Below are 15,613 nucleotides of genomic sequence, written 5' to 3' on the forward strand. Positions count from 1 at the left end.
CCGACTCGCCGAATGTAGCATGAGCCATGCGGGCCGGCGGGTTGAGATTGCCGCAAAGTGCGGCCACAATCTGTCCTTCCCGCAAAGCTTTTCCAAGATGACCCTGACATTCGAAGATTTCCCGACCGGCCGGTATGGAACGTTCGGCCCGCGCCACGTCACCCGCGACGAGATCCTGGCCTTTGCCGCCGAGTTCGATCCGCAACCGATGCATCTGGACGAGGAGGCCGCCAGCAAGAGCATGCTGCGCGGCCTGTCCGGCTCGGGCTGGCACCTCTGCTCGCTGATGATGCGGATGATGGCCGATGGTTTCATTACCCGCGCCGCTTCGCTCGGATCTCCCGGGGTCGACGAGGTGCGTTGGCTCTCGCCGCTGAGGCCTGGTGACGACCTGACGCTCGATGTCGACGTGCTCGAGGCGCGCACGTCGAAGAGCAGACCCAACCTCGGCATCGTCAAGTTCAGATGCACGGTGCGCAACGCCAAGGGCGAAGCGCTGTGCGAGATGACCTCGCCGATCCTGATCGAGCGGCGCGCGGGAGCGGTCTGATGCGGTTCTTCGAGGATATCGAGATCGGCCATCGCCGCGAGATCGGCGCCTATCATTTCACGGCGGACTCCATCAAGACTTTCGCCGCCAAGTTCGATCCGCAACGTTTTCACCTCGACGAGGAGGAAGGCAAGAACTCGCTGTTCGGGGGGCTTGCGGCCTCCGGCTGGCATGTCGGCTCGGCCTGCATGAGCCTCCTTGTCGCCGACGGCCAGCGTCTGGCGCGCGAAGCCGCTGCGCGCGGCGAGGAGGTCGCGGTGTGGGGTCCGTCACCGGGCTTTCGCAACCTGCGCTGGATCAAGCCCGTGCTGGCCGATGACACGATCAGCTATGTCAGCGTCATCATCGACAAGCGCAGTTCCGCCTCGCGCCCAGGCTGGGGCATTCTGACCGCCCGCACCACCGGCACCAACCAGCGCGGCGAGGACGTCTATTCCATTACCGCCAGCGCCTTCGTGCCGATGCGGAAGGGCGCTTAGACCAGTTCCAGAATGAACGGACGAAAACGGGCGCGAGTGTTGCTCGCGCGCTATGGACGCGATTCAGGACGGCTGCCATAAGCCTCCCCGAGATGGCTGGCGCTCACGAAGCAGCTGCCGGAACCATCGAGTTGCTAACCAATTATGAACCTGTCGCTGTCTATTTGAACGAACTGGGCAGAGGACAGGGGACGAGGACAATGGCAGATCGCGGCGCACTCAAGCTGGTCGGATTTATCTTCGCTACCGCGACGCTGGCCGTGATGCTGGTGGCCGGCATGGTGGTGAAGGGCTATGCCGACGGCGCCTACACCCTGGAAGCCTCAGTGGTCGATGCGAGCCGTTAAGGGCTCGTTAATTCCTTAAGAGGCCGCAGCGCGGCCTCCGCCCTCAGCGGCTGTAGACGAACGCCAAGATCGCCACCGCAACAGCCAGCAGCCCGACAAAGCGCAGCATGATGGTCCCGAACTGGTTCGGTGCGGACCGCAGCGGTATCGGGTCCGCGTTATCGGGCCGAATGCTTTCCATTTGAAAATGTCCCCGAGGCCCGGCTGAAGGAAGCTGCGGGCGCTTGGCATTGGTCGCCGGGGCGGGGTGGAGGGTTCAACCCGCACTCTCCTCGCGGCCGCAAATACGCTGCTGCGCCTCGGCTCAACCACAATCGTATCTGGAATACTGGATCACCCGCTTTCGCGGGTGATGACACCTGTGTTGGCGAGACAGTGAGCACCCATCACGCCCCCAGAATCAAAACCGCCGCGCCCCTTGCGGAACGCGGCGGCCGGGTGGTGCTTGGTGCGTATGATCAGCTGTTGCGCAGGCCGTCGGCGGCGCGCTTCCACTGCGCGACGTTGTCGGCGATCATGCGAGTCGACTTCATCGCGGCCTGGCTGAGCTGTGCGTAGCCCGAGATCTCGCGCTGGACGCGCTGGCCTTCGGCATGGAGCAGGTCGCGCAGGCTCTCGAGCTCGGAGATCAGATTCTCGATCTCGGCGAGCGAGGTGCCGGCGACGCGCTGGATCAGCGAGTTGACGTTGGTGACGGTGGCTTCCGCGCTCGGATCGAGCGGCGGCGCGTCGGTAGTGGTCGCCGTTGCCGGCCGGCGCAGATAGGCGATGTCGTTGCGGACGAAATCGCGGATGCCGGCCTCGACTTCAGTCACGGCGGCGAGGTTGCTGTCGACCGTCTCGGTCTCGGTGGCGGCTTCGGTCTTTTCCGGACGCATGGCGTTCATCGTTGTTCCCCTGTTCGCGTTGAGCGCAGCGCGAGTGTCCCCCGCACGACGATGTGTGTCAGCTCGGTGCATCTGTGCGTCGGATTTTGACCGCAACGGGGCCGAGATGCGGCAAGGGCGGACCATTCGGGGGTTTTGCCGTGGCGTATGGTTACGGGAGTCTAAAGAAAGCTCACCAGCTCTTCTTGAAGCCCGCCGTCAGGCTCTTGTTGATCGCGCCTTGCGAGGTTTCGCCGACCGAGCCGGAGACGGTGACGTTGTCGAACAGCTTTTGCTCGGCGCCGACCTTGCGCAGCCATTTGTCGTCGCTGGTCGACATGGTCTGGCCGGCGCTGATGCTGGTGCCGGTGTCGGTGATCTCGACCTTGGCGGATTGGTCGGTCCCGTAATTGCGGGTGACGTGCCCGCCAACGCCGGGCAGCGCCGTGGTGCCCTGCTGATTGACGCTGTAACCGTTCTGGAGCGTCAGCGAATAATCGCTCGACAGCGGCACCGATTTGGTCAGCGATGCTCCGAGCTTGCTCTGTTCAGAGCCGGGATCGACGCGGGCTTCGACCGCCGTCTTGTCCCAGATCGCGCCCGCACCCGGCGCGGTCGCCGCGGCCCAGGCGCTGCCGGAGGATTGCGGCAGGTTGCCGCCATTTTCGGCTTTCTGCGCCAGCAGCTCCGACATCGTGGTCGGCTCCTTCGCCACCGTCATGTCAGCGCCGACGCGGGTGTCCCAGAACGAGGAGACCGACTGCTTCACCGTCACGGCCGAGGAGCCGTTGGCGTTGGCATTGGACGACCAGTTCATGCCGTTATTGGCGGCGGCCTGCGCGCGCTTCTTGGCGGCGATGATGTCGTTCAGCGTGCCGGCGTCGATGGCAAGCTGGCTCCAGTCGAGCTTGTCGACGTCGATACCTTTGAGCACGTCGGCGTCGTTGACGTCGGGGGCCTCGGCGACTTCGGCCTCCTCATCGTCCGGCGTGGCCGCAGCGGGGGTGGGGGCGGGGGAGAAGGGCGGAATGATCTGCGCCTGGGCCGTCAGCACCGAGCCGAAAATGAACGCGGCCGCCAGCAGCAGCCTGCTCCAGCCAAAACCTGTCGTGAATTCCATTGCCTTGCCCGCAAGCCCAGTTCGCGCACAGGATGCGGCGCTATCGTTGCAAAATTGTGGCGCCGGCACCACTCCAGATAACGAACCAACGGGCCGCGCGGGAAAGCGCGCGCCCGATGACGAGCATCTCCGCGACGGCATCCGGCGGGGCTGGAGGCCAGGACAAAGTCGCGGGAGCATCGATCGATCGGCCCCGAACTCTCGGAGCCCGTTGGTGTCCCCCTCAGCCGACGCTGGTCATCTTTGGCAGATGAATGGCGCGGCCGAGTGCCTGTTCGACCAGATCGAAAGTGTCGATCAGCACACGCATGTTGATGAGCCGGTCCGCTCTGAACTGGGCGAACTGCGCCACGCGCAAGCTGATCGGCTTGTCGGAATCCAGCGCCGTGAGCGAATAGCGCAGCATCGACGAGGCGGAATCGATACCCAGCATGATGCTCTCGCGGTCGAAACGGCGGACGTGGAAATTGTCGGCGAGCTGGCGGATGACCTGGAGCACCGCCGCCTTGCCCTGGCGCGCGCCCAGGAACGGAAACATGTCGATCGGGCCGTAGACTGCCCAGTCGACGTCCTCGTCGATCAGGGCCTCGATATCCTCGAAATGCCGGTCGTTGATCGCGCGGTGCAACGCGCGCGAGAAACGCCAGAGGCTGTGCTCTGTCATTTTGGGCAGTCCTGAAGCTGGCTAGCGGAAAAAACGGAAAACAACCCCATGCACCGTAATGTGCCCCGGGGCCGCTCAACTCATTTGTATGCGAACAAAGTACGGGATTTCGGCCAAAACGCAATTCACGTTTTCGCAATGCACAAGTGAGCGCAAAGTGTGAGATTTACAATAGAACCCCGTAATTTTACCGGTCCCGGCCGCGCGCCGGTTCCGCAGCTTGGGTCCGTTCGATCGCAATGGCGTCGTCGCGTATGGCAAGCAGGCCGAACAGCACTGCGCCCCCGATCCCGCCAATGGCAGCGCCGAGCGGCATGAAGGTGAAGAACACCAGCATGCCGTTATAGCCCTCGAAACTCGTGGTTTGCGCGATCTCGACCCAGGCGAGCCCTGCGCCGATGCCGAGCGCGGCTCCGCCCAACGCCCCCAGGAACAGCCCCAAGATTGCAAGCAACGCGACTTTCATCGGCACACATCACCCCGCCGGCGTGCATAACGCCCCGTGGATGGGTCTGGAGAGGGGCGAGGGAGGTTCAAGTCCGAGGTCGCGCCAAATCCTCGATGTCGTCCTGGCTTTCGCCGGGACGACGCTGGGAGAGCCTTACTCCCCGGCCTTCGTCCCCACGATCAGCGGCCCGATCTCCCGCTCCAGCACCTGCTGCACCAGATCGTAGGAATCGATGATCTCGCGGATCTCTGCGATCTGCCCGTTCCGGAAGGTGTAGAACACCGCCATGTCGAACTGCACGATGCGGCCGTTGCTGCGCTTGGTGAAATAGCCGTGCAGGTAGGTCGCGACCTGGTCGCCGTCGGCGACGACGTGCGGTGCCTTGTAACGAATCTCGGAATAGCGCGACCAGACCGTCTGCCACAGCTCGCGCAGCTCGGCCTTGCCGTGGCGCGGGGTCATATGCGGCAGCACGTCGATCGGGGCATGGGTGAGGAAGTCGACGTCGTCGGTGCAGCACGACAGCGCGGCCTCGATATCGCCGCGTGCGAACATATCGAGCAGATGCAGCACGCGTTGCTTGTTCAACGATTCAACCGTCATGCGGCTCCCGCCCGCGTTGGCCGTGGATTGCAAACGCTATCGCGCGGTGTGCTGATCCATCAATCCGCAAAAAATATGGGACCCTCGGCGATTGGTCGTGCTTGACCGTACGGTGGTTCACGAGTGGGGGAACCCAGCCCGCTCCTGGTTCGTTGAGACGCCGACACCGCAGGAGACATCGTCCATGAAATCCCCGCTCACCGCCGTCGCCGTCGCGCTGCTCATGCTGGGCGCGACCTCCGCCGCCAACGCCAAGGGCTGCATCAAGGGCGCCGTCGTCGGCGGTGTTGCCGGCCACTACGCCGGCCATCACGGCGTTCTCGGCGCCGCCGCCGGCTGCCTCTACGGCCGCCACCATGCCAAGGAACAGCAAGAGCAGCGGGAAAGGCAGCAGCAGAGCCAGGTGAACGGGCAGGGCAAGCTGTAAGGCATTCCTCGGCCCGCGTTGACGGTCCGCCCCCTCGCTCCGCTCTTCGCGGGGCCGCGGCGAGCTTCGCTCGCGCTGAGAGGGTTGGGGTGAGGGGCCTCTCTCCGTGGATGGGATCGTCGATAGGCCTGTACCCCCTCACCCGGAATCCGCGCTTCGCGCGAATTCCGACCTCTCCCCGCAAGCGGGGCGAGGTTAACAGCGCCGCGTGACTCATCTCACATCGCGCATCTCCCGGTCCCGCTAATGTCATCGGCATGTCATGAGGGAGACGTGCCATGGCCGTCATCGCCGCCGCGAGAAAGTCCCGCCTGCGCAACGCGCTCGAAGGCTTTGCGCTGACCACGATCCTCCAGAGCTTCCCGACTTTCGCCGCCGCCGCGCTGCTGCTCAAGCTATGCGGCAACCACGACCTCGTCGGCGACCCCGGCGTCGCCATCTTCGTCGCTGTTGCCTCGCTGGTTCACGCGTTGCTTGCGGCGACCATCGGCCCGGCCTTCCCGGCGCTGTTCAGGACGCTCTACGAACCGGCCTTCTTCGATGGCAGACTGTCGCTCTCCGACAAGATTGCGGAATGGCGCACCCACCCCGTCGCCTCGCTGCAACTGGTCGCGATCGTGCTGCTGCTGTCGGTGATGGCGGTGGTGACGGCGAGCGTGGGGTGAGCGCCATGCCCTTCATCACCGCATCGAAATCCGGCCCGCTCAATTGGCTCGAAGGCTTTACGCTCACGACAATCCTTCAGGGTTTCCCGATGTTCGCCGCGGCGTCACTGATAGTGAAGCTGCTGGGAGATCACCACGGCAGCAGTCCCGTGCTCACCATCGCGCTGGCGTCGATCTTCTACAGCATCTTCGTCGTCTCGGTCGGCTCGGCCTTCCCGAGGGCCAAGAGCGGCTACGAAGCGCAATTCTTCGACGCGAGCCTGTCCTTCTCCGAAAAGATCGCCCGCTGGCGCGTGAAGCCGGCGACATCGTTGCAGCTCATGGCATCCGTGCTGCTGCTGTCGCTGCTGGCGACGATCGCGGGGTGAGAGAGCTTCGTCATTCCGGGGCGCCGCGAAGCGGCGAGCCCGGATTCCATAGCCACGGACGTCAGTGGCTTGGAAAGCTCCGCAAGACAGCCCGCGAAACACAAACGTCATTCCGGGTGGTGGGCGCCTAAGAATGCCTTCGCCGCATCTCGCGTCGGAAAGCGACCCAGTTCCTCGTAGTCCGGATCATCCTCGGCTTCTTCGGACGAGCGGAGCACAACGAACCCGTCACCCTCTTCCACGATAAGCTCCGTCAAATCCTCACTCTTGAACGGCGTCATGTCGCGGAAGCCGCAGTGCGGGCACTCGTCGTCGCAGGTGCACGACCATTCATCGGTCCATACCTTCCTGCAACGGTCGCAGCGGTAGAAGTTCAGGAACCAGACCATCTCGGACCTCACGTTTTCAAACGGTAGCTGCCGCGAGAAACGAACTCGATAAATCCACGGTCGCGCAGATATTGAAGCTGTTGGCGTATCTTTGGTCTGACATTCTAGTTGCCCGGATAAAGATCGCCGAGATGCCGGTCGAAGGCATAGGCTTCCTCCAACGTGAACTCACGCTTGCCTAGCGACTCCACGCATTTCAGCACATCCAGCAACCAGCCCCGCGCTTCCAGAGACTTGCTTCGCAGGAAGAGCGTCTTCTGCCATTCCCCTAGAACCAGTTCCTTCGGCCGGATCACGCCGTTCCGGACGATGTGAATCTTGCCGGACTCTGGTACCTTGCTGAGCAGGATGTTCGACCCGATCCAACCCGCCCGCCGAGCCGTCGCCGCGAGAGGCTTCCGTTCCTGGATGATCTCAGGAACGAAGAAGTGCTTCGGCACAATGAAAAGGTTCACAACCGCAAGCGACGTGCGGTCGTAGTTCATCAGCAGGAGATTCGGATTGTTGCTCGCAGCGAGCCGCTCGCACTTTGTCTTGTAAGCGCCATCCGACACTTTCGGTCCGAACTTTCCTTTCTGGCTCTTAAGCTCGAACTCCTCCTTGCAGATGGTACAAAGGAAATCGGCAACCGGGCTGTTGTTCGGAAACTGCGACATTTTCGCGTTGCCGCAATGGGGGCAGTAGGCCCATGCGCCGACCCAAGCCTCGGTCCAAGCGCGGGCGCTTTGCGAGCCGCTAGTGTAGGGGAGCTGAGATTCTTCGAAGCCGAGTTTCATTACGCCAACGTAACGAAACTCGTCCAAATTGCCAGGTTAGCCCTACCTCTTCTTCCACCCGCCCCGCCGCCCCGGCGCGCCGCCCGTCGACTTCGGCGCCGGCCCGAACTCCGGCCCCGATTGCCGCGAGTCCGTCGGCTGGATGATCCGGCTGGTGCTGCCGAACGGCTTTGATGGCAGCGCCTGGTTGGCGCGGTAGGGCAGCGATTCCGGCCCGTGCATCTCGTCGAGATGCGGTTTGTGCACCTTCGAGCCGCTGCCGCCGCCGCTCGCTTTCAGCGCGGAGCTCACGGTCTTTTTCTTCATCGCGCTGACCGGCAGATTGGCGGCATCGCCGTATTTCCTGGTGCCGGCATAGGCGCCGGCCTTGCCCGCGACGGTGCGCTGCTTCGCGGTGGGATCGTCGACCACCGCGAGCTCGGTGGCGCGCAGGCGCTTGACTTCGTCGCGGAGGCGGGCGGCTTCCTCGAAGTTCAAATCGGCGGCGGCCTCGCGCATGCGCGTTTCGAGATCGGCGAGCACGGCTTCGAAATTGTGGCCGATCGAGATGACGTCGTCGGTCATGTCGTGGCCGCCGACCTCGACCAGCACGTGGTCGCGCTCATAGACGGAGTTGAGGATGTCGCCGATGTTCTTCTTCACGCTCGCCGGCGTGATGCCGTTGGCGGTGTTGTACTCGACCTGCTTCTCGCGGCGGCGGTTGGTCTCGGCGATGGCGCGCTCCATCGAGCCCGTCATCTGGTCGGCATAGAGGATCACCTTGCCGTCGACGTTGCGCGCGGCGCGGCCGATGGTCTGGATCAGCGAAGTCTCGCTGCGCAGAAAGCCTTCCTTGTCGGCATCGAGAATGGCGACCAGCGCGCATTCGGGAATGTCGAGACCTTCGCGCAAGAGGTTGATGCCGACCAGCGCGTCGAAGGCGCCGAGGCGCAAGTCACGGATGATCTCGATGCGCTCGATGGTGTCGATATCGGAATGCATGTAGCGGACGCGAATGCCCTGCTCATGCAGATATTCGGTGAGGTCCTCCGCCATGCGCTTTGTGAGAACCGTGATCAGCGAGCGATAGCCGGCCTGGGCTGTCGCGCGCACCTCGCCGACGAGATCGTCGACCTGCGTCCGGGCCGGGCGAATGTCGACGGGCGGATCGATCAGACCTGTGGGGCGGATGACCTGCTCGACGAACACGCCGCCGCTTTCGTTCAGCTCCCAGCCGCTCGGTGTCGCCGACACCGCGACCGTCTGCGGCCGCATCATGTCCCACTCCTCGAAGCGGAGCGGGCGGTTGTCCATGCAGGAGGGCAGACGAAAACCGTATTCGGCCAGCGTCGCCTTGCGGCGGAAGTCGCCGCGGAACATGCCGCCGATCTGCGGTACGGTGACGTGGCTTTCGTCGGCGAACACCAGCGCATTGTCGGGAACATATTCGAACAGCGTCGGCGGCGGCTCGCCGGGCAGGCGGCCGGTGAGATAGCGCGAATAGTTCTCGATGCCGGCGCAGCTTCCCGTCGCCTCCATCATCTCGAGGTCGAAGGTGGTGCGCTGCTCCAGCCGCTGCGCTTCCAGCAGGCGGCCCTGGTCGTGAAGCTGGTCGAGCCGCTGCTTCAGCTCCGATTTGATCGACTTGATCGCCTGCACCAACGTCGGGCGCGGCGTCACATAGTGCGAATTGGCGTACATCTTGATGAATTCGAGCTCATCCTGCTTGTGGCCGGTGAGCGGATCGAACTCCTCGATATTCTCGATGGTGTCGCCGAATAGGTTCACGCGCCAGGCGCGGTCTTCATAGTGCGCCGGGAAGATGTCGATGACGTCGCCCCTGACCCGGAAGGTGCCGCGGGTGAAATCGGCTTGCGTCCGCTTGTACTGGAGCGCAACGAGGTCGGCGATCAACTGGCGCTGGTCGATGCGCTCGCCCTTCTTCAGCGCAAACGTCATCGCGGTGTAGGTCTCGACCGAGCCGATACCGTAGATGCAGGACACGGACGCAACGATGATGACGTCGTCGCGTTCGAGCAGCGCGCGCGTCGCCGAGTGGCGCATGCGGTCGATCTGCTCGTTGATCGACGAGTCCTTTTCGATGTAGGTGTCCGTGCGCGGCACATACGCTTCCGGCTGGTAATAGTCGTAGTACGAGACGAAGTACTCGACTGCGTTGTCCGGGAAGAAGCTCTTGAACTCGCCATAGAGCTGGGCGGCGAGCGTCTTGTTCGGCGCCAGGATGATGGCGGGCCGCTGCGTCGCCTCGATCACCTTGGCCATGGTGTAGGTCTTGCCCGAGCCGGTGACGCCGAGCAGCACCTGCGAGCGGTCGTTGCGCTCGATGCCCTCGACCAGCTCCTTGATCGCGGTCGGCTGGTCGCCGCGCGGCTCGTATTCCGACTTGATCTCGAAGCGCACGCCGCCTTCGGACTTTTCCGGGCGCGGTGGCCGGTGCGGCGTCCACACCTTCAGGGAGCCGTCGTCCTTGCGGAACTCGGGCCGGCCCTCGCGGATCAGCGATTCCAGCGCGTCGGCCGTGGCCTTGACGCCGAGCGCCTCCATCTTGCTGCGCGGCGGGCGGGCCAGCGCCTCGGCATCGTCCTCCTCGGTGGGAAGGCCGAGCTGCCGCGCCAGTTCCGGATCGAGCGTCGGGATCGTGGCCGCAGTTCCGTAATTGGCCTGCGGCGCTTCTTCCAGCCCGCCCCCACCCTTTCCCTCCCCCGCACGCGGGGGAGGGTTGGGGAAATCCCTCGGCGTCGACGCGCGCGCCCGATGCGCGGCGGCCTCACCTCCCGCACGGCGGTCGCGCGAATTGTCCGGTGGCGGCTGCAACCCGGTGCCCGATCCAAGGCCAGCATCACCGCGATTGATCGCGGGGTTCAAAAGTTCGGCCAGCGCCGGCCCGATCGGCTGCACGTCAGGACGGTGCGCCTTCGAGTTCGGTGCCTTGTTAGCAGCCTTGGATTTTGGGGATTTTGGGGGAGCAGGTTTCTTCGCCATGCCCCGAATATGGGACGAGTCCGCCCCTCAGAAAAGGGCGAAGCTACGTCCCTGTGCAGGCTGCTGACAGCAGGTTGGCAGTAGGCTCGGGGCTACGCCGCCGGCAGCGGTCCGTCGCCGTCCACGACCGTCAGGCGCGGCTCGAGGATGTCGAGATGGATCCCGCCGCAATCGGTGCAGCGCATGGTCCAGTATTCGCAGCCGGCACGGCCGCCGATCACCCGGAGCACCGTGAGATCACCCTCGCATTCCGGGCAGATCGCCAGCACCTTGCGTGAATAGATTTTTGGTCGCGCAGCGTCGTCGTAGTCGATGATTGACATGAACCGGTGTCCCCCCTGCTATGCCGCGCTGTCGCTGTTGTTTGAGCATGTCCGGAAAACCGCTTCACACTGTTCCGGATCATGCCGGGCCTATTCGTCGTCGCTGTCGTCGGCGTGCCGGCGGAAGCGGTCGATGTGGTGCTTGGCGTCGGCGATCGCAGCGTCCGGATCGGGCCAGGCGAAGCCGACTTCCATGGTCGGAAACAGCACGCCGTCGATGGCAACCGGGCTGAAATCGGCGCGCCGGATACGGGCGTGCCACAGGCCCTTGCCAGCTTCGAAGGATTCGATGTCAAAGCCGTCGTAAAGGGTCGTCATTGGTAGTCCCCAAATACTCTCGTGTCGGAGGGTTAGAGGACCACGTTTGCGGATTTCGAAATGTGAAGCGGTTCACAAGCGTCCGGCTTTTTCAACCGAACGGTTGAGGGCCAGAGCGCTTTCGAGCGAAGTGGCGACCGGTTCGCGTTAAGAAAACGCGTCAAAACAAGAATCTAGTTCCGTCCGGCGGTACGTCCGAACCGTCGCGGACGGGCCGCAGGTTCCGCTGCCGCCCGCATGATCCAGCGGCGGAACGCGGCAAAATCGCGCTGTTCGGTCTGGAAGCTGCGGTAGAGCAGGTACCAGCGCATGCCCTTGGGCACCGAGAGGTCGAACGGCGCGACCAGCCGGCCGGCGGCGAGGTCGTCGTCGATATAGGGCCGGATGCCCATGGCGATGCCGAGCCCGTCGGCGGCGGCCTGCAGCGCCTGGCCGTAGAACTGGAACTCCGGCCCGCGCGGATTGATGCGGGTGAGGTTCGCGGCTTTCAGCCAGATCGGCCAGTCCTCCGGCGAGTGCTCGACGCGGATCAGGCTGGGGCCCTTGAGGTCGGCCGGACGCTTCAATGAGGTGGCGAGCCGGGGTACGCAGACCGGCGTCAGATCGCCGGCGAACAACGGCTCGGCCACCAGCCCCGGCCAGTCACCGGTGCCGAGCTTGATGCCGCAGCTCCAGTCCTCGCCGAACGGCACCGACGCGCCGCCGGTCGTGAAGCGCACCTCGATGTCGGGCTCCTCGCTGCGAAATTCCGACAGGCGCGGGATCAGCCAGCGCATCGCAAAGGTATGGCCGACGCCGATGGTGAGCACGCGCACGCCGGAGGGCGCCGTCACCTGCGCGGTGAGGCTGGCGAGCGCGTCGAAAATCGGCGTCAGGCCGCTCTGATAGGCGCGCCCCGCCTGGGTCAGCACCAGCCTGTTGGCCTTGCGCTCGAACAGCGCGACGCCGAGCCGCTCTTCCAGCAGGTGCACCATGCGGCTGACGGCGGCCGCCGACACGCTCAGCTCGACGCCGGCCGCAGCAAAGCTGCCGGTCCGCGCCGCCGCCTCGAATGCCTTGATGCCGTTGAGAAAGAGCAGCCGCCGCAAATGAACCGACCCTCAGGAAAGCTGATGCCAGGCCAAGATAACTCAGTTTGCGCGCAGGCGGCAAGCGAGGCACAAACATCAGCGCAATTCATGCTGATTTGTTGAGCCGGCGGCGGTGCCTCTTCGCCTCTCCCCCGCTTGCGGGGAGAGGCCGGAATTTGCGCAAGCAAATTCCGGGTGAGGGGGTCTCTCCGCGAGTCCAACTATCACCTCCCTCGCGGAGACTCCCCCTCACCCCACCCTCTCCCCGCAAGCGGGGCGAGGGAGAATAAGCAGCTTGCGTCCCTTACCTGTCTACAGGAGACCCTTCGTGACGCCCATCATGATCGCTGCCCTTGGATTGCTGATGGTCGCCACCGCGTTCCTGTCGGGGCTGTTCGGCATGGCGGGCGGGCTGATCCTGATCGGCGTGCTGCTGGCCCTGATGCCGCTGCCGACCGCGATGGTGCTGCATGCGATCACGCAGATGGCCTCGAATGGCTGGCGTGCTCTGCTGTGGCGCAAGCATATCCGCTGGCGGCCGGTCGCGAACTATATGGTCGGCGCTGCCGTTGCGCTCGGAGCCTGGTCGCTCACTCGCTACGTGCCGGACAAGCCGATGGCGCTGCTGCTGCTCGGTGCGACGCCCTTCATGGCGCGGCTGCTGCCGACGAACATCAAGCCCGACCCTGATAGACTCTGGCAGGGCACCGTCTATGGCACGATCTGCATGGGCTTGATGCTGATGACCGGCGTCTCCGGTCCGCTGCTCGATACCTTCTTCCTCGGCGGCGATTTCGGCCGGCGCGAGAAGGTCGCGACGAAGGCGATGTGCCAGCTCGTCAGTCATTTCACCAAGCTGATCTATTTCGGCGGCATCATCGACCAGGCGGCGAGCCTCGATCCCGTGCTCGCCGGCGTCGCAATTCTCGCCTCGATGCTCGGCACCACGCTGGCGCGGCGCATCCTCGAAGCCATGACCGACCAGCAATTCATCGCCTGGTCGAACAAGCTGATCACCACCATCGCCTGTTACTACATCGCCTATGGCGGCTGGCTCATGGTTCGGACGCCGGTGCTGGCTGCCTTCGACAAGGGAGGTTTGCAATGAGCGAGACGGCCGACCCGCTGGTGCTGGACTTCGTCGAATGGATCGCGCGCGAGCCGCGCGCCTATGCCGAAGTGATCTCGACCTGGAAAACCTCGTGCCCGCGCCTCACCATCTGGGAGGACGCCGCCGATCGCGGCTTCGTCGCACGCGAGGCACTGCCCGGCATCGGCCTGATCATCGCGGTGACGGAAGACGGCGAGCGGCTGCTGCGAGCGAACGGACGCTAGCATCTCTCCACAGAGTCATTGCGAGCGCAAGCGAAGCAATCCAGAATGCATCTGCGGCGACAGTCCTGGATTGCTCCGTCGCAAGAGCTCCTCGCAATGACGGAGCCTGTGGAGACCCTTCATGTCGCTCAAGCTCTACGAACTCGTCGGCACCGATGCCTCGCGTCCCTTCAGCCCCTATTGCTGGCGCACGCGGATGGCACTGGCGCATAAGGGGCTGACGGCGGAATCGCTGCCCTGGCGTTTCACCGAGAAGAGCAGAATCGCGCCGCACGGCTCGGAGCGGGTTCCGGTGCTGCTGCATCACGACAGGCCGGTGGTCGATTCCTGGACCATCGCGAATTATCTCGAAGACAATTTCCCGGACAGCCCGCCGCTGTTCGGCGGCGAGGGCGGCCGCGCCATGGCGCGCATGATCAATGCGTGGGGCGACATTGCCATCGTCGGCGGTATCTTTCCGCTGATCATCGCCGACATCCCGAGGAATCTGGCCGAGGTCGATGCCGCCTATTTCCGTCAATCGCGCGAAGCACGCTTCGGCGGCAAGAAGCTGGAAGAGATCATGGCGAGCCGTGACAGCGGCATCATCGGATTCCGCAAATCGCTGGAAATCATGCGGCAGACGTTCAAGACGCAGCCCTATCTCGGCGGCGCTGCGCCGAACTATGCCGACTACATCGTGTTCGGTGGCTTCCAATGGGCGCGCGTGGTGAGCCCGTTCAAGCTGCTCGAGGTGGATGATCCGGTCTATGCCTGGCGCGAAAAGCTGCTCGACGCATTCGACGGCATGGCGCGGAAGTCGCCGGGGTATCCCGTGTGAGGCTGTGCGACTTTTATCACCCGCAGGCTCTTACCGTGACGCGCTCATTCCTCACGACGGTTTCGACCATCTTACGCGCGACGTTGTTCAAGTCAGCGAGCGCGAAATAGCCTTGCGCGTACGCTTCCTGAGTCAGGCGCTCGATGCGCTTGTCCTCGCCCGTCGACCATTGTTTTGCGATGTAGTCGGCACCGGGCTTGCCGAACGTTTCGGGATAGCGCTCCATCTGGTTCTGGCGCTGATAGTAGTATTCATCGATGCCGTTTATGAACTGCTTTCGGCTCTCGCCCGTGCAGCGGGCGCCATAAGGCCGTTCCAGCGTGGCGATGGCGCTCTCACGCTGTCTCACTCTCCCGTCCACCGAATATTTTTCGTTGGTGCCGTATCCCGGGCCGTCGATCGGAGCCGCTGACCGGGTCTTTGGCTCGGGCGCGAACGCCCAGGCCGCGATCTGCCAGATGACGATTGCCCAGACGAAAAACCAGATGCGGTTCATTTGCGGCTCGCCGTCGCGCGTTGCCGCGGCAAGCACACCGGTGATGGATCGGACCACAGGCCCGGACCCGCGAATGCCAGAACCGTAAGACGGATGTCCTCGGGGAAATCCTCTTTGACCACCCCCTTCTGTTCGAAGGCCTCCGCGAGCGCGGCCTTGACGCGCACGTCGAGCGGCGTCGAATATGCCGCGTTGGCCTGGTCGCGCTTCTTCTCGCTGCAGAGCATTCCCATGGCTGGGTTCGGGCAGTCGTAGATCTTGGCGTAGCCGCGCGCATAGGCCGACGTGGCCGCGATGAGATTGGCTTTCATCGTGTCATCGCAAGGCGACATGGCGTAGGCAGTGCCGGCCTGCAACGCGTCCATGCGCAGCGCGTCGAGCTTCGGATTCTTGTCGCTCATCGCGGTGTGCTCGGCCTCCCACATCTTGCGGTCATAGGCCTTGGAGCTTTCGTCGCCGAACGTTGTCGTGAGCGTCGGCCTCAGTTCGGCGATCGAGGAAAAGGAAGTGGTGGGGAATCCGCGCAGTGCCCAAGAGATGCCGACGAAGGCGGAGACGAAGGCCATG

The 15,613-nt window shown here is 64.0% G+C and carries 22 protein-coding genes and 1 pseudogene; 9 read left to right on the forward strand and 14 right to left on the reverse strand.

From position 1 onward, the window contains the following. The first annotated feature begins 97 nt into the window (after nucleotides 1–97). The 3 genes from JQ587_RS26795 (at nucleotide 98) to JQ587_RS26805 (ending at nucleotide 1,376) form a co-directional block, all read left to right on the forward strand. Entirely contained in the window at nucleotides 98–550 is a 453-nt protein-coding gene (locus JQ587_RS26795; RefSeq protein ID WP_212297420.1) for a MaoC family dehydratase, read from the forward strand. Then, nucleotides 550–1,029 carry a MaoC family dehydratase gene (locus JQ587_RS26800; RefSeq protein ID WP_212427309.1) on the forward strand — a complete coding sequence of 160 codons (480 nt, stop codon included), beginning with the start codon at nucleotides 550–552 and terminating at the stop codon, nucleotides 1,027–1,029. Before JQ587_RS26795 ends, JQ587_RS26800 begins: the two co-directional genes overlap by 1 nt. 200 nt (nucleotides 1,030–1,229) lie before the next feature. Beyond that, nucleotides 1,230–1,376, forward strand: a complete 147-nt coding sequence (locus JQ587_RS26805; RefSeq protein WP_167561217.1) for a hypothetical protein — start codon at nucleotides 1,230–1,232, stop codon at nucleotides 1,374–1,376. 43 nt (nucleotides 1,377–1,419) lie between these two features. Here the strand turns inward: JQ587_RS26805 and JQ587_RS26810 are convergent, their stop codons facing one another. The 6 genes from JQ587_RS26810 to JQ587_RS26835 all read right to left on the reverse strand — a co-directional run bounded on the left by JQ587_RS26810 (nucleotide 1,420) and on the right by JQ587_RS26835 (nucleotide 5,077). Continuing rightward, nucleotides 1,420–1,557, reverse strand: coding sequence for a hypothetical protein (locus JQ587_RS26810; RefSeq protein WP_212297040.1), 138 nt, complete (start codon nucleotides 1,555–1,557; stop codon nucleotides 1,420–1,422). A gap of 277 nt (nucleotides 1,558–1,834) precedes the next feature. Further along, on the reverse strand, nucleotides 1,835–2,263 hold the full coding sequence (locus JQ587_RS26815; protein ID WP_212297039.1) for a hypothetical protein: 429 nt from the start codon (nucleotides 2,261–2,263) through the stop codon (nucleotides 1,835–1,837). Nucleotides 2,264–2,435: 172 nt separating this feature from the next. Beyond that, nucleotides 2,436–3,362 (reverse strand): hypothetical protein, encoded by a 927-nt coding sequence (locus JQ587_RS26820; protein WP_212297038.1) that lies wholly within the window; start codon nucleotides 3,360–3,362, stop codon nucleotides 2,436–2,438. Between the two features lie 223 nt (nucleotides 3,363–3,585). Further along, on the reverse strand, nucleotides 3,586–4,026 hold the full coding sequence (locus tag JQ587_RS26825; RefSeq protein ID WP_212297037.1) for a nuclear transport factor 2 family protein: 441 nt from the start codon (nucleotides 4,024–4,026) through the stop codon (nucleotides 3,586–3,588). A 187-nt stretch (nucleotides 4,027–4,213) separates the two neighbouring features. After that, complete coding sequence (locus JQ587_RS26830; RefSeq protein ID WP_212427310.1) at nucleotides 4,214–4,492, reverse strand: hypothetical protein; 279 nt, start codon at nucleotides 4,490–4,492, stop codon at nucleotides 4,214–4,216. 135 nt (nucleotides 4,493–4,627) lie between these two features. Next, the gene (locus tag JQ587_RS26835) at nucleotides 4,628–5,077 is read right to left on the reverse strand and encodes a nuclear transport factor 2 family protein (protein ID WP_212427311.1); all 450 of its coding nucleotides are present in this window, start codon (nucleotides 5,075–5,077) and stop codon (nucleotides 4,628–4,630) included. A gap of 184 nt (nucleotides 5,078–5,261) precedes the next feature. On the opposite strand from JQ587_RS26835, the gene JQ587_RS26840 reads away from it, so the two are divergent. From JQ587_RS26840 to JQ587_RS26850, 3 genes are all read left to right on the forward strand, one after another. Continuing rightward, nucleotides 5,262–5,504: a hypothetical protein gene (locus JQ587_RS26840; protein ID WP_212427312.1), complete on the forward strand. Its 243-nt coding sequence runs from the start codon at nucleotides 5,262–5,264 to the stop codon at nucleotides 5,502–5,504. Between the two features lie 278 nt (nucleotides 5,505–5,782). Then, complete coding sequence (locus JQ587_RS26845; RefSeq protein WP_212427313.1) at nucleotides 5,783–6,169, forward strand: hypothetical protein; 387 nt, start codon at nucleotides 5,783–5,785, stop codon at nucleotides 6,167–6,169. Nucleotides 6,170–6,174: 5 nt separating this feature from the next. Further along, complete coding sequence (locus tag JQ587_RS26850; RefSeq protein ID WP_212427314.1) at nucleotides 6,175–6,537, forward strand: hypothetical protein; 363 nt, start codon at nucleotides 6,175–6,177, stop codon at nucleotides 6,535–6,537. A gap of 107 nt (nucleotides 6,538–6,644) precedes the next feature. Here the strand turns inward: JQ587_RS26850 and JQ587_RS26855 are convergent, their stop codons facing one another. From JQ587_RS26855 to JQ587_RS26880, 6 genes and pseudogenes are all read right to left on the reverse strand, one after another. After that, on the reverse strand, nucleotides 6,645–6,926 hold the full coding sequence (locus JQ587_RS26855) for a hypothetical protein (RefSeq protein ID WP_212297031.1): 282 nt from the start codon (nucleotides 6,924–6,926) through the stop codon (nucleotides 6,645–6,647). A gap of 8 nt (nucleotides 6,927–6,934) precedes the next feature. Next, a pseudogene (locus JQ587_RS26860) lies at nucleotides 6,935–7,702 on the reverse strand (DpnI domain-containing protein). A 42-nt stretch (nucleotides 7,703–7,744) separates the two neighbouring features. Continuing rightward, nucleotides 7,745–10,684, reverse strand: a complete 2,940-nt coding sequence (gene uvrB, locus JQ587_RS26865; protein ID WP_212427315.1) for an excinuclease ABC subunit UvrB — start codon at nucleotides 10,682–10,684, stop codon at nucleotides 7,745–7,747. A 92-nt stretch (nucleotides 10,685–10,776) separates the two neighbouring features. Continuing rightward, entirely contained in the window at nucleotides 10,777–11,007 is a 231-nt protein-coding gene (locus JQ587_RS26870) for a hypothetical protein (RefSeq protein ID WP_212427316.1), read from the reverse strand. Nucleotides 11,008–11,097: 90 nt separating this feature from the next. Next, a complete protein-coding gene (locus JQ587_RS26875; RefSeq protein ID WP_212297027.1) occupies nucleotides 11,098–11,325 on the reverse strand; it encodes a hypothetical protein in 228 nt (75 codons plus the stop codon). A gap of 173 nt (nucleotides 11,326–11,498) precedes the next feature. Further along, entirely contained in the window at nucleotides 11,499–12,413 is a 915-nt protein-coding gene (locus tag JQ587_RS26880) for a LysR substrate-binding domain-containing protein (RefSeq protein ID WP_212297026.1), read from the reverse strand. A 310-nt stretch (nucleotides 12,414–12,723) separates the two neighbouring features. Between JQ587_RS26880 and JQ587_RS26885 the strand changes: the two genes are divergently transcribed. The 3 genes from JQ587_RS26885 to JQ587_RS26895 all read left to right on the forward strand — a co-directional run bounded on the left by JQ587_RS26885 (nucleotide 12,724) and on the right by JQ587_RS26895 (nucleotide 14,550). After that, nucleotides 12,724–13,503: a TSUP family transporter gene (locus tag JQ587_RS26885; RefSeq protein WP_212297025.1), complete on the forward strand. Its 780-nt coding sequence runs from the start codon at nucleotides 12,724–12,726 to the stop codon at nucleotides 13,501–13,503. After that, complete coding sequence (locus JQ587_RS26890; protein WP_212427317.1) at nucleotides 13,500–13,730, forward strand: hypothetical protein; 231 nt, start codon at nucleotides 13,500–13,502, stop codon at nucleotides 13,728–13,730. Before JQ587_RS26885 ends, JQ587_RS26890 begins: the two co-directional genes overlap by 4 nt. A gap of 121 nt (nucleotides 13,731–13,851) precedes the next feature. Further along, nucleotides 13,852–14,550, forward strand: a complete 699-nt coding sequence (locus tag JQ587_RS26895; protein WP_212427318.1) for a glutathione S-transferase family protein — start codon at nucleotides 13,852–13,854, stop codon at nucleotides 14,548–14,550. A 16-nt stretch (nucleotides 14,551–14,566) separates the two neighbouring features. Here the strand turns inward: JQ587_RS26895 and JQ587_RS26900 are convergent, their stop codons facing one another. Further along, entirely contained in the window at nucleotides 14,567–15,046 is a 480-nt protein-coding gene (locus tag JQ587_RS26900) for a hypothetical protein (protein ID WP_212297022.1), read from the reverse strand. Further along, nucleotides 15,043–15,612: a hypothetical protein gene (locus JQ587_RS26905; protein WP_249154535.1), complete on the reverse strand. Its 570-nt coding sequence runs from the start codon at nucleotides 15,610–15,612 to the stop codon at nucleotides 15,043–15,045. The genes JQ587_RS26900 and JQ587_RS26905 overlap by 4 nt, the downstream gene beginning before the upstream one ends. Nucleotide 15,613: the final 1 nt, after the last annotated feature.

The sequence above is a fragment of the Bradyrhizobium manausense genome (assembly GCF_018130615.1).
GTDB lineage: Bacteria > Pseudomonadota > Alphaproteobacteria > Rhizobiales > Xanthobacteraceae > Bradyrhizobium > Bradyrhizobium manausense_A.

What these genes read in the sequence shown, in the direction of transcription:
- JQ587_RS26795 (WP_212297420.1), top strand. Translation starts at nt 98, where the DNA reads ATGACCCTGACATTCGAAGATTTCCCGACCGGCCGGTATGGAACGTTC.
- JQ587_RS26800 (WP_212427309.1), top strand. Translation starts at nt 550, where the DNA reads ATGCGGTTCTTCGAGGATATCGAGATCGGCCATCGCCGCGAGATCGGC.
- JQ587_RS26805 (WP_167561217.1), top strand. Translation starts at nt 1,230, where the DNA reads ATGGCAGATCGCGGCGCACTCAAGCTGGTCGGATTTATCTTCGCTACC.
- JQ587_RS26810 (WP_212297040.1), bottom strand. Translation starts at nt 1,557, where the DNA reads ATGGAAAGCATTCGGCCCGATAACGCGGACCCGATACCGCTGCGGTCC.
- JQ587_RS26815 (WP_212297039.1), bottom strand. Translation starts at nt 2,263, where the DNA reads ATGAACGCCATGCGTCCGGAAAAGACCGAAGCCGCCACCGAGACCGAG.
- JQ587_RS26820 (WP_212297038.1), bottom strand. Translation starts at nt 3,362, where the DNA reads ATGGAATTCACGACAGGTTTTGGCTGGAGCAGGCTGCTGCTGGCGGCC.
- JQ587_RS26825 (WP_212297037.1), bottom strand. Translation starts at nt 4,026, where the DNA reads ATGACAGAGCACAGCCTCTGGCGTTTCTCGCGCGCGTTGCACCGCGCG.
- JQ587_RS26830 (WP_212427310.1), bottom strand. Translation starts at nt 4,492, where the DNA reads ATGAAAGTCGCGTTGCTTGCAATCTTGGGGCTGTTCCTGGGGGCGTTG.
- JQ587_RS26835 (WP_212427311.1), bottom strand. Translation starts at nt 5,077, where the DNA reads ATGACGGTTGAATCGTTGAACAAGCAACGCGTGCTGCATCTGCTCGAT.
- JQ587_RS26840 (WP_212427312.1), top strand. Translation starts at nt 5,262, where the DNA reads ATGAAATCCCCGCTCACCGCCGTCGCCGTCGCGCTGCTCATGCTGGGC.
- JQ587_RS26845 (WP_212427313.1), top strand. Translation starts at nt 5,783, where the DNA reads ATGGCCGTCATCGCCGCCGCGAGAAAGTCCCGCCTGCGCAACGCGCTC.
- JQ587_RS26850 (WP_212427314.1), top strand. Translation starts at nt 6,175, where the DNA reads ATGCCCTTCATCACCGCATCGAAATCCGGCCCGCTCAATTGGCTCGAA.
- JQ587_RS26855 (WP_212297031.1), bottom strand. Translation starts at nt 6,926, where the DNA reads ATGGTCTGGTTCCTGAACTTCTACCGCTGCGACCGTTGCAGGAAGGTA.
- uvrB (WP_212427315.1), bottom strand. Translation starts at nt 10,684, where the DNA reads ATGGCGAAGAAACCTGCTCCCCCAAAATCCCCAAAATCCAAGGCTGCT.
- JQ587_RS26870 (WP_212427316.1), bottom strand. Translation starts at nt 11,007, where the DNA reads ATGTCAATCATCGACTACGACGACGCTGCGCGACCAAAAATCTATTCA.
- JQ587_RS26875 (WP_212297027.1), bottom strand. Translation starts at nt 11,325, where the DNA reads ATGACGACCCTTTACGACGGCTTTGACATCGAATCCTTCGAAGCTGGC.
- JQ587_RS26890 (WP_212427317.1), top strand. Translation starts at nt 13,500, where the DNA reads ATGAGCGAGACGGCCGACCCGCTGGTGCTGGACTTCGTCGAATGGATC.
- JQ587_RS26895 (WP_212427318.1), top strand. Translation starts at nt 13,852, where the DNA reads ATGTCGCTCAAGCTCTACGAACTCGTCGGCACCGATGCCTCGCGTCCC.
- JQ587_RS26900 (WP_212297022.1), bottom strand. Translation starts at nt 15,046, where the DNA reads ATGAACCGCATCTGGTTTTTCGTCTGGGCAATCGTCATCTGGCAGATC.
- JQ587_RS26905 (WP_249154535.1), bottom strand. Translation starts at nt 15,612, where the DNA reads ATGGCCTTCGTCTCCGCCTTCGTCGGCATCTCTTGGGCACTGCGCGGA.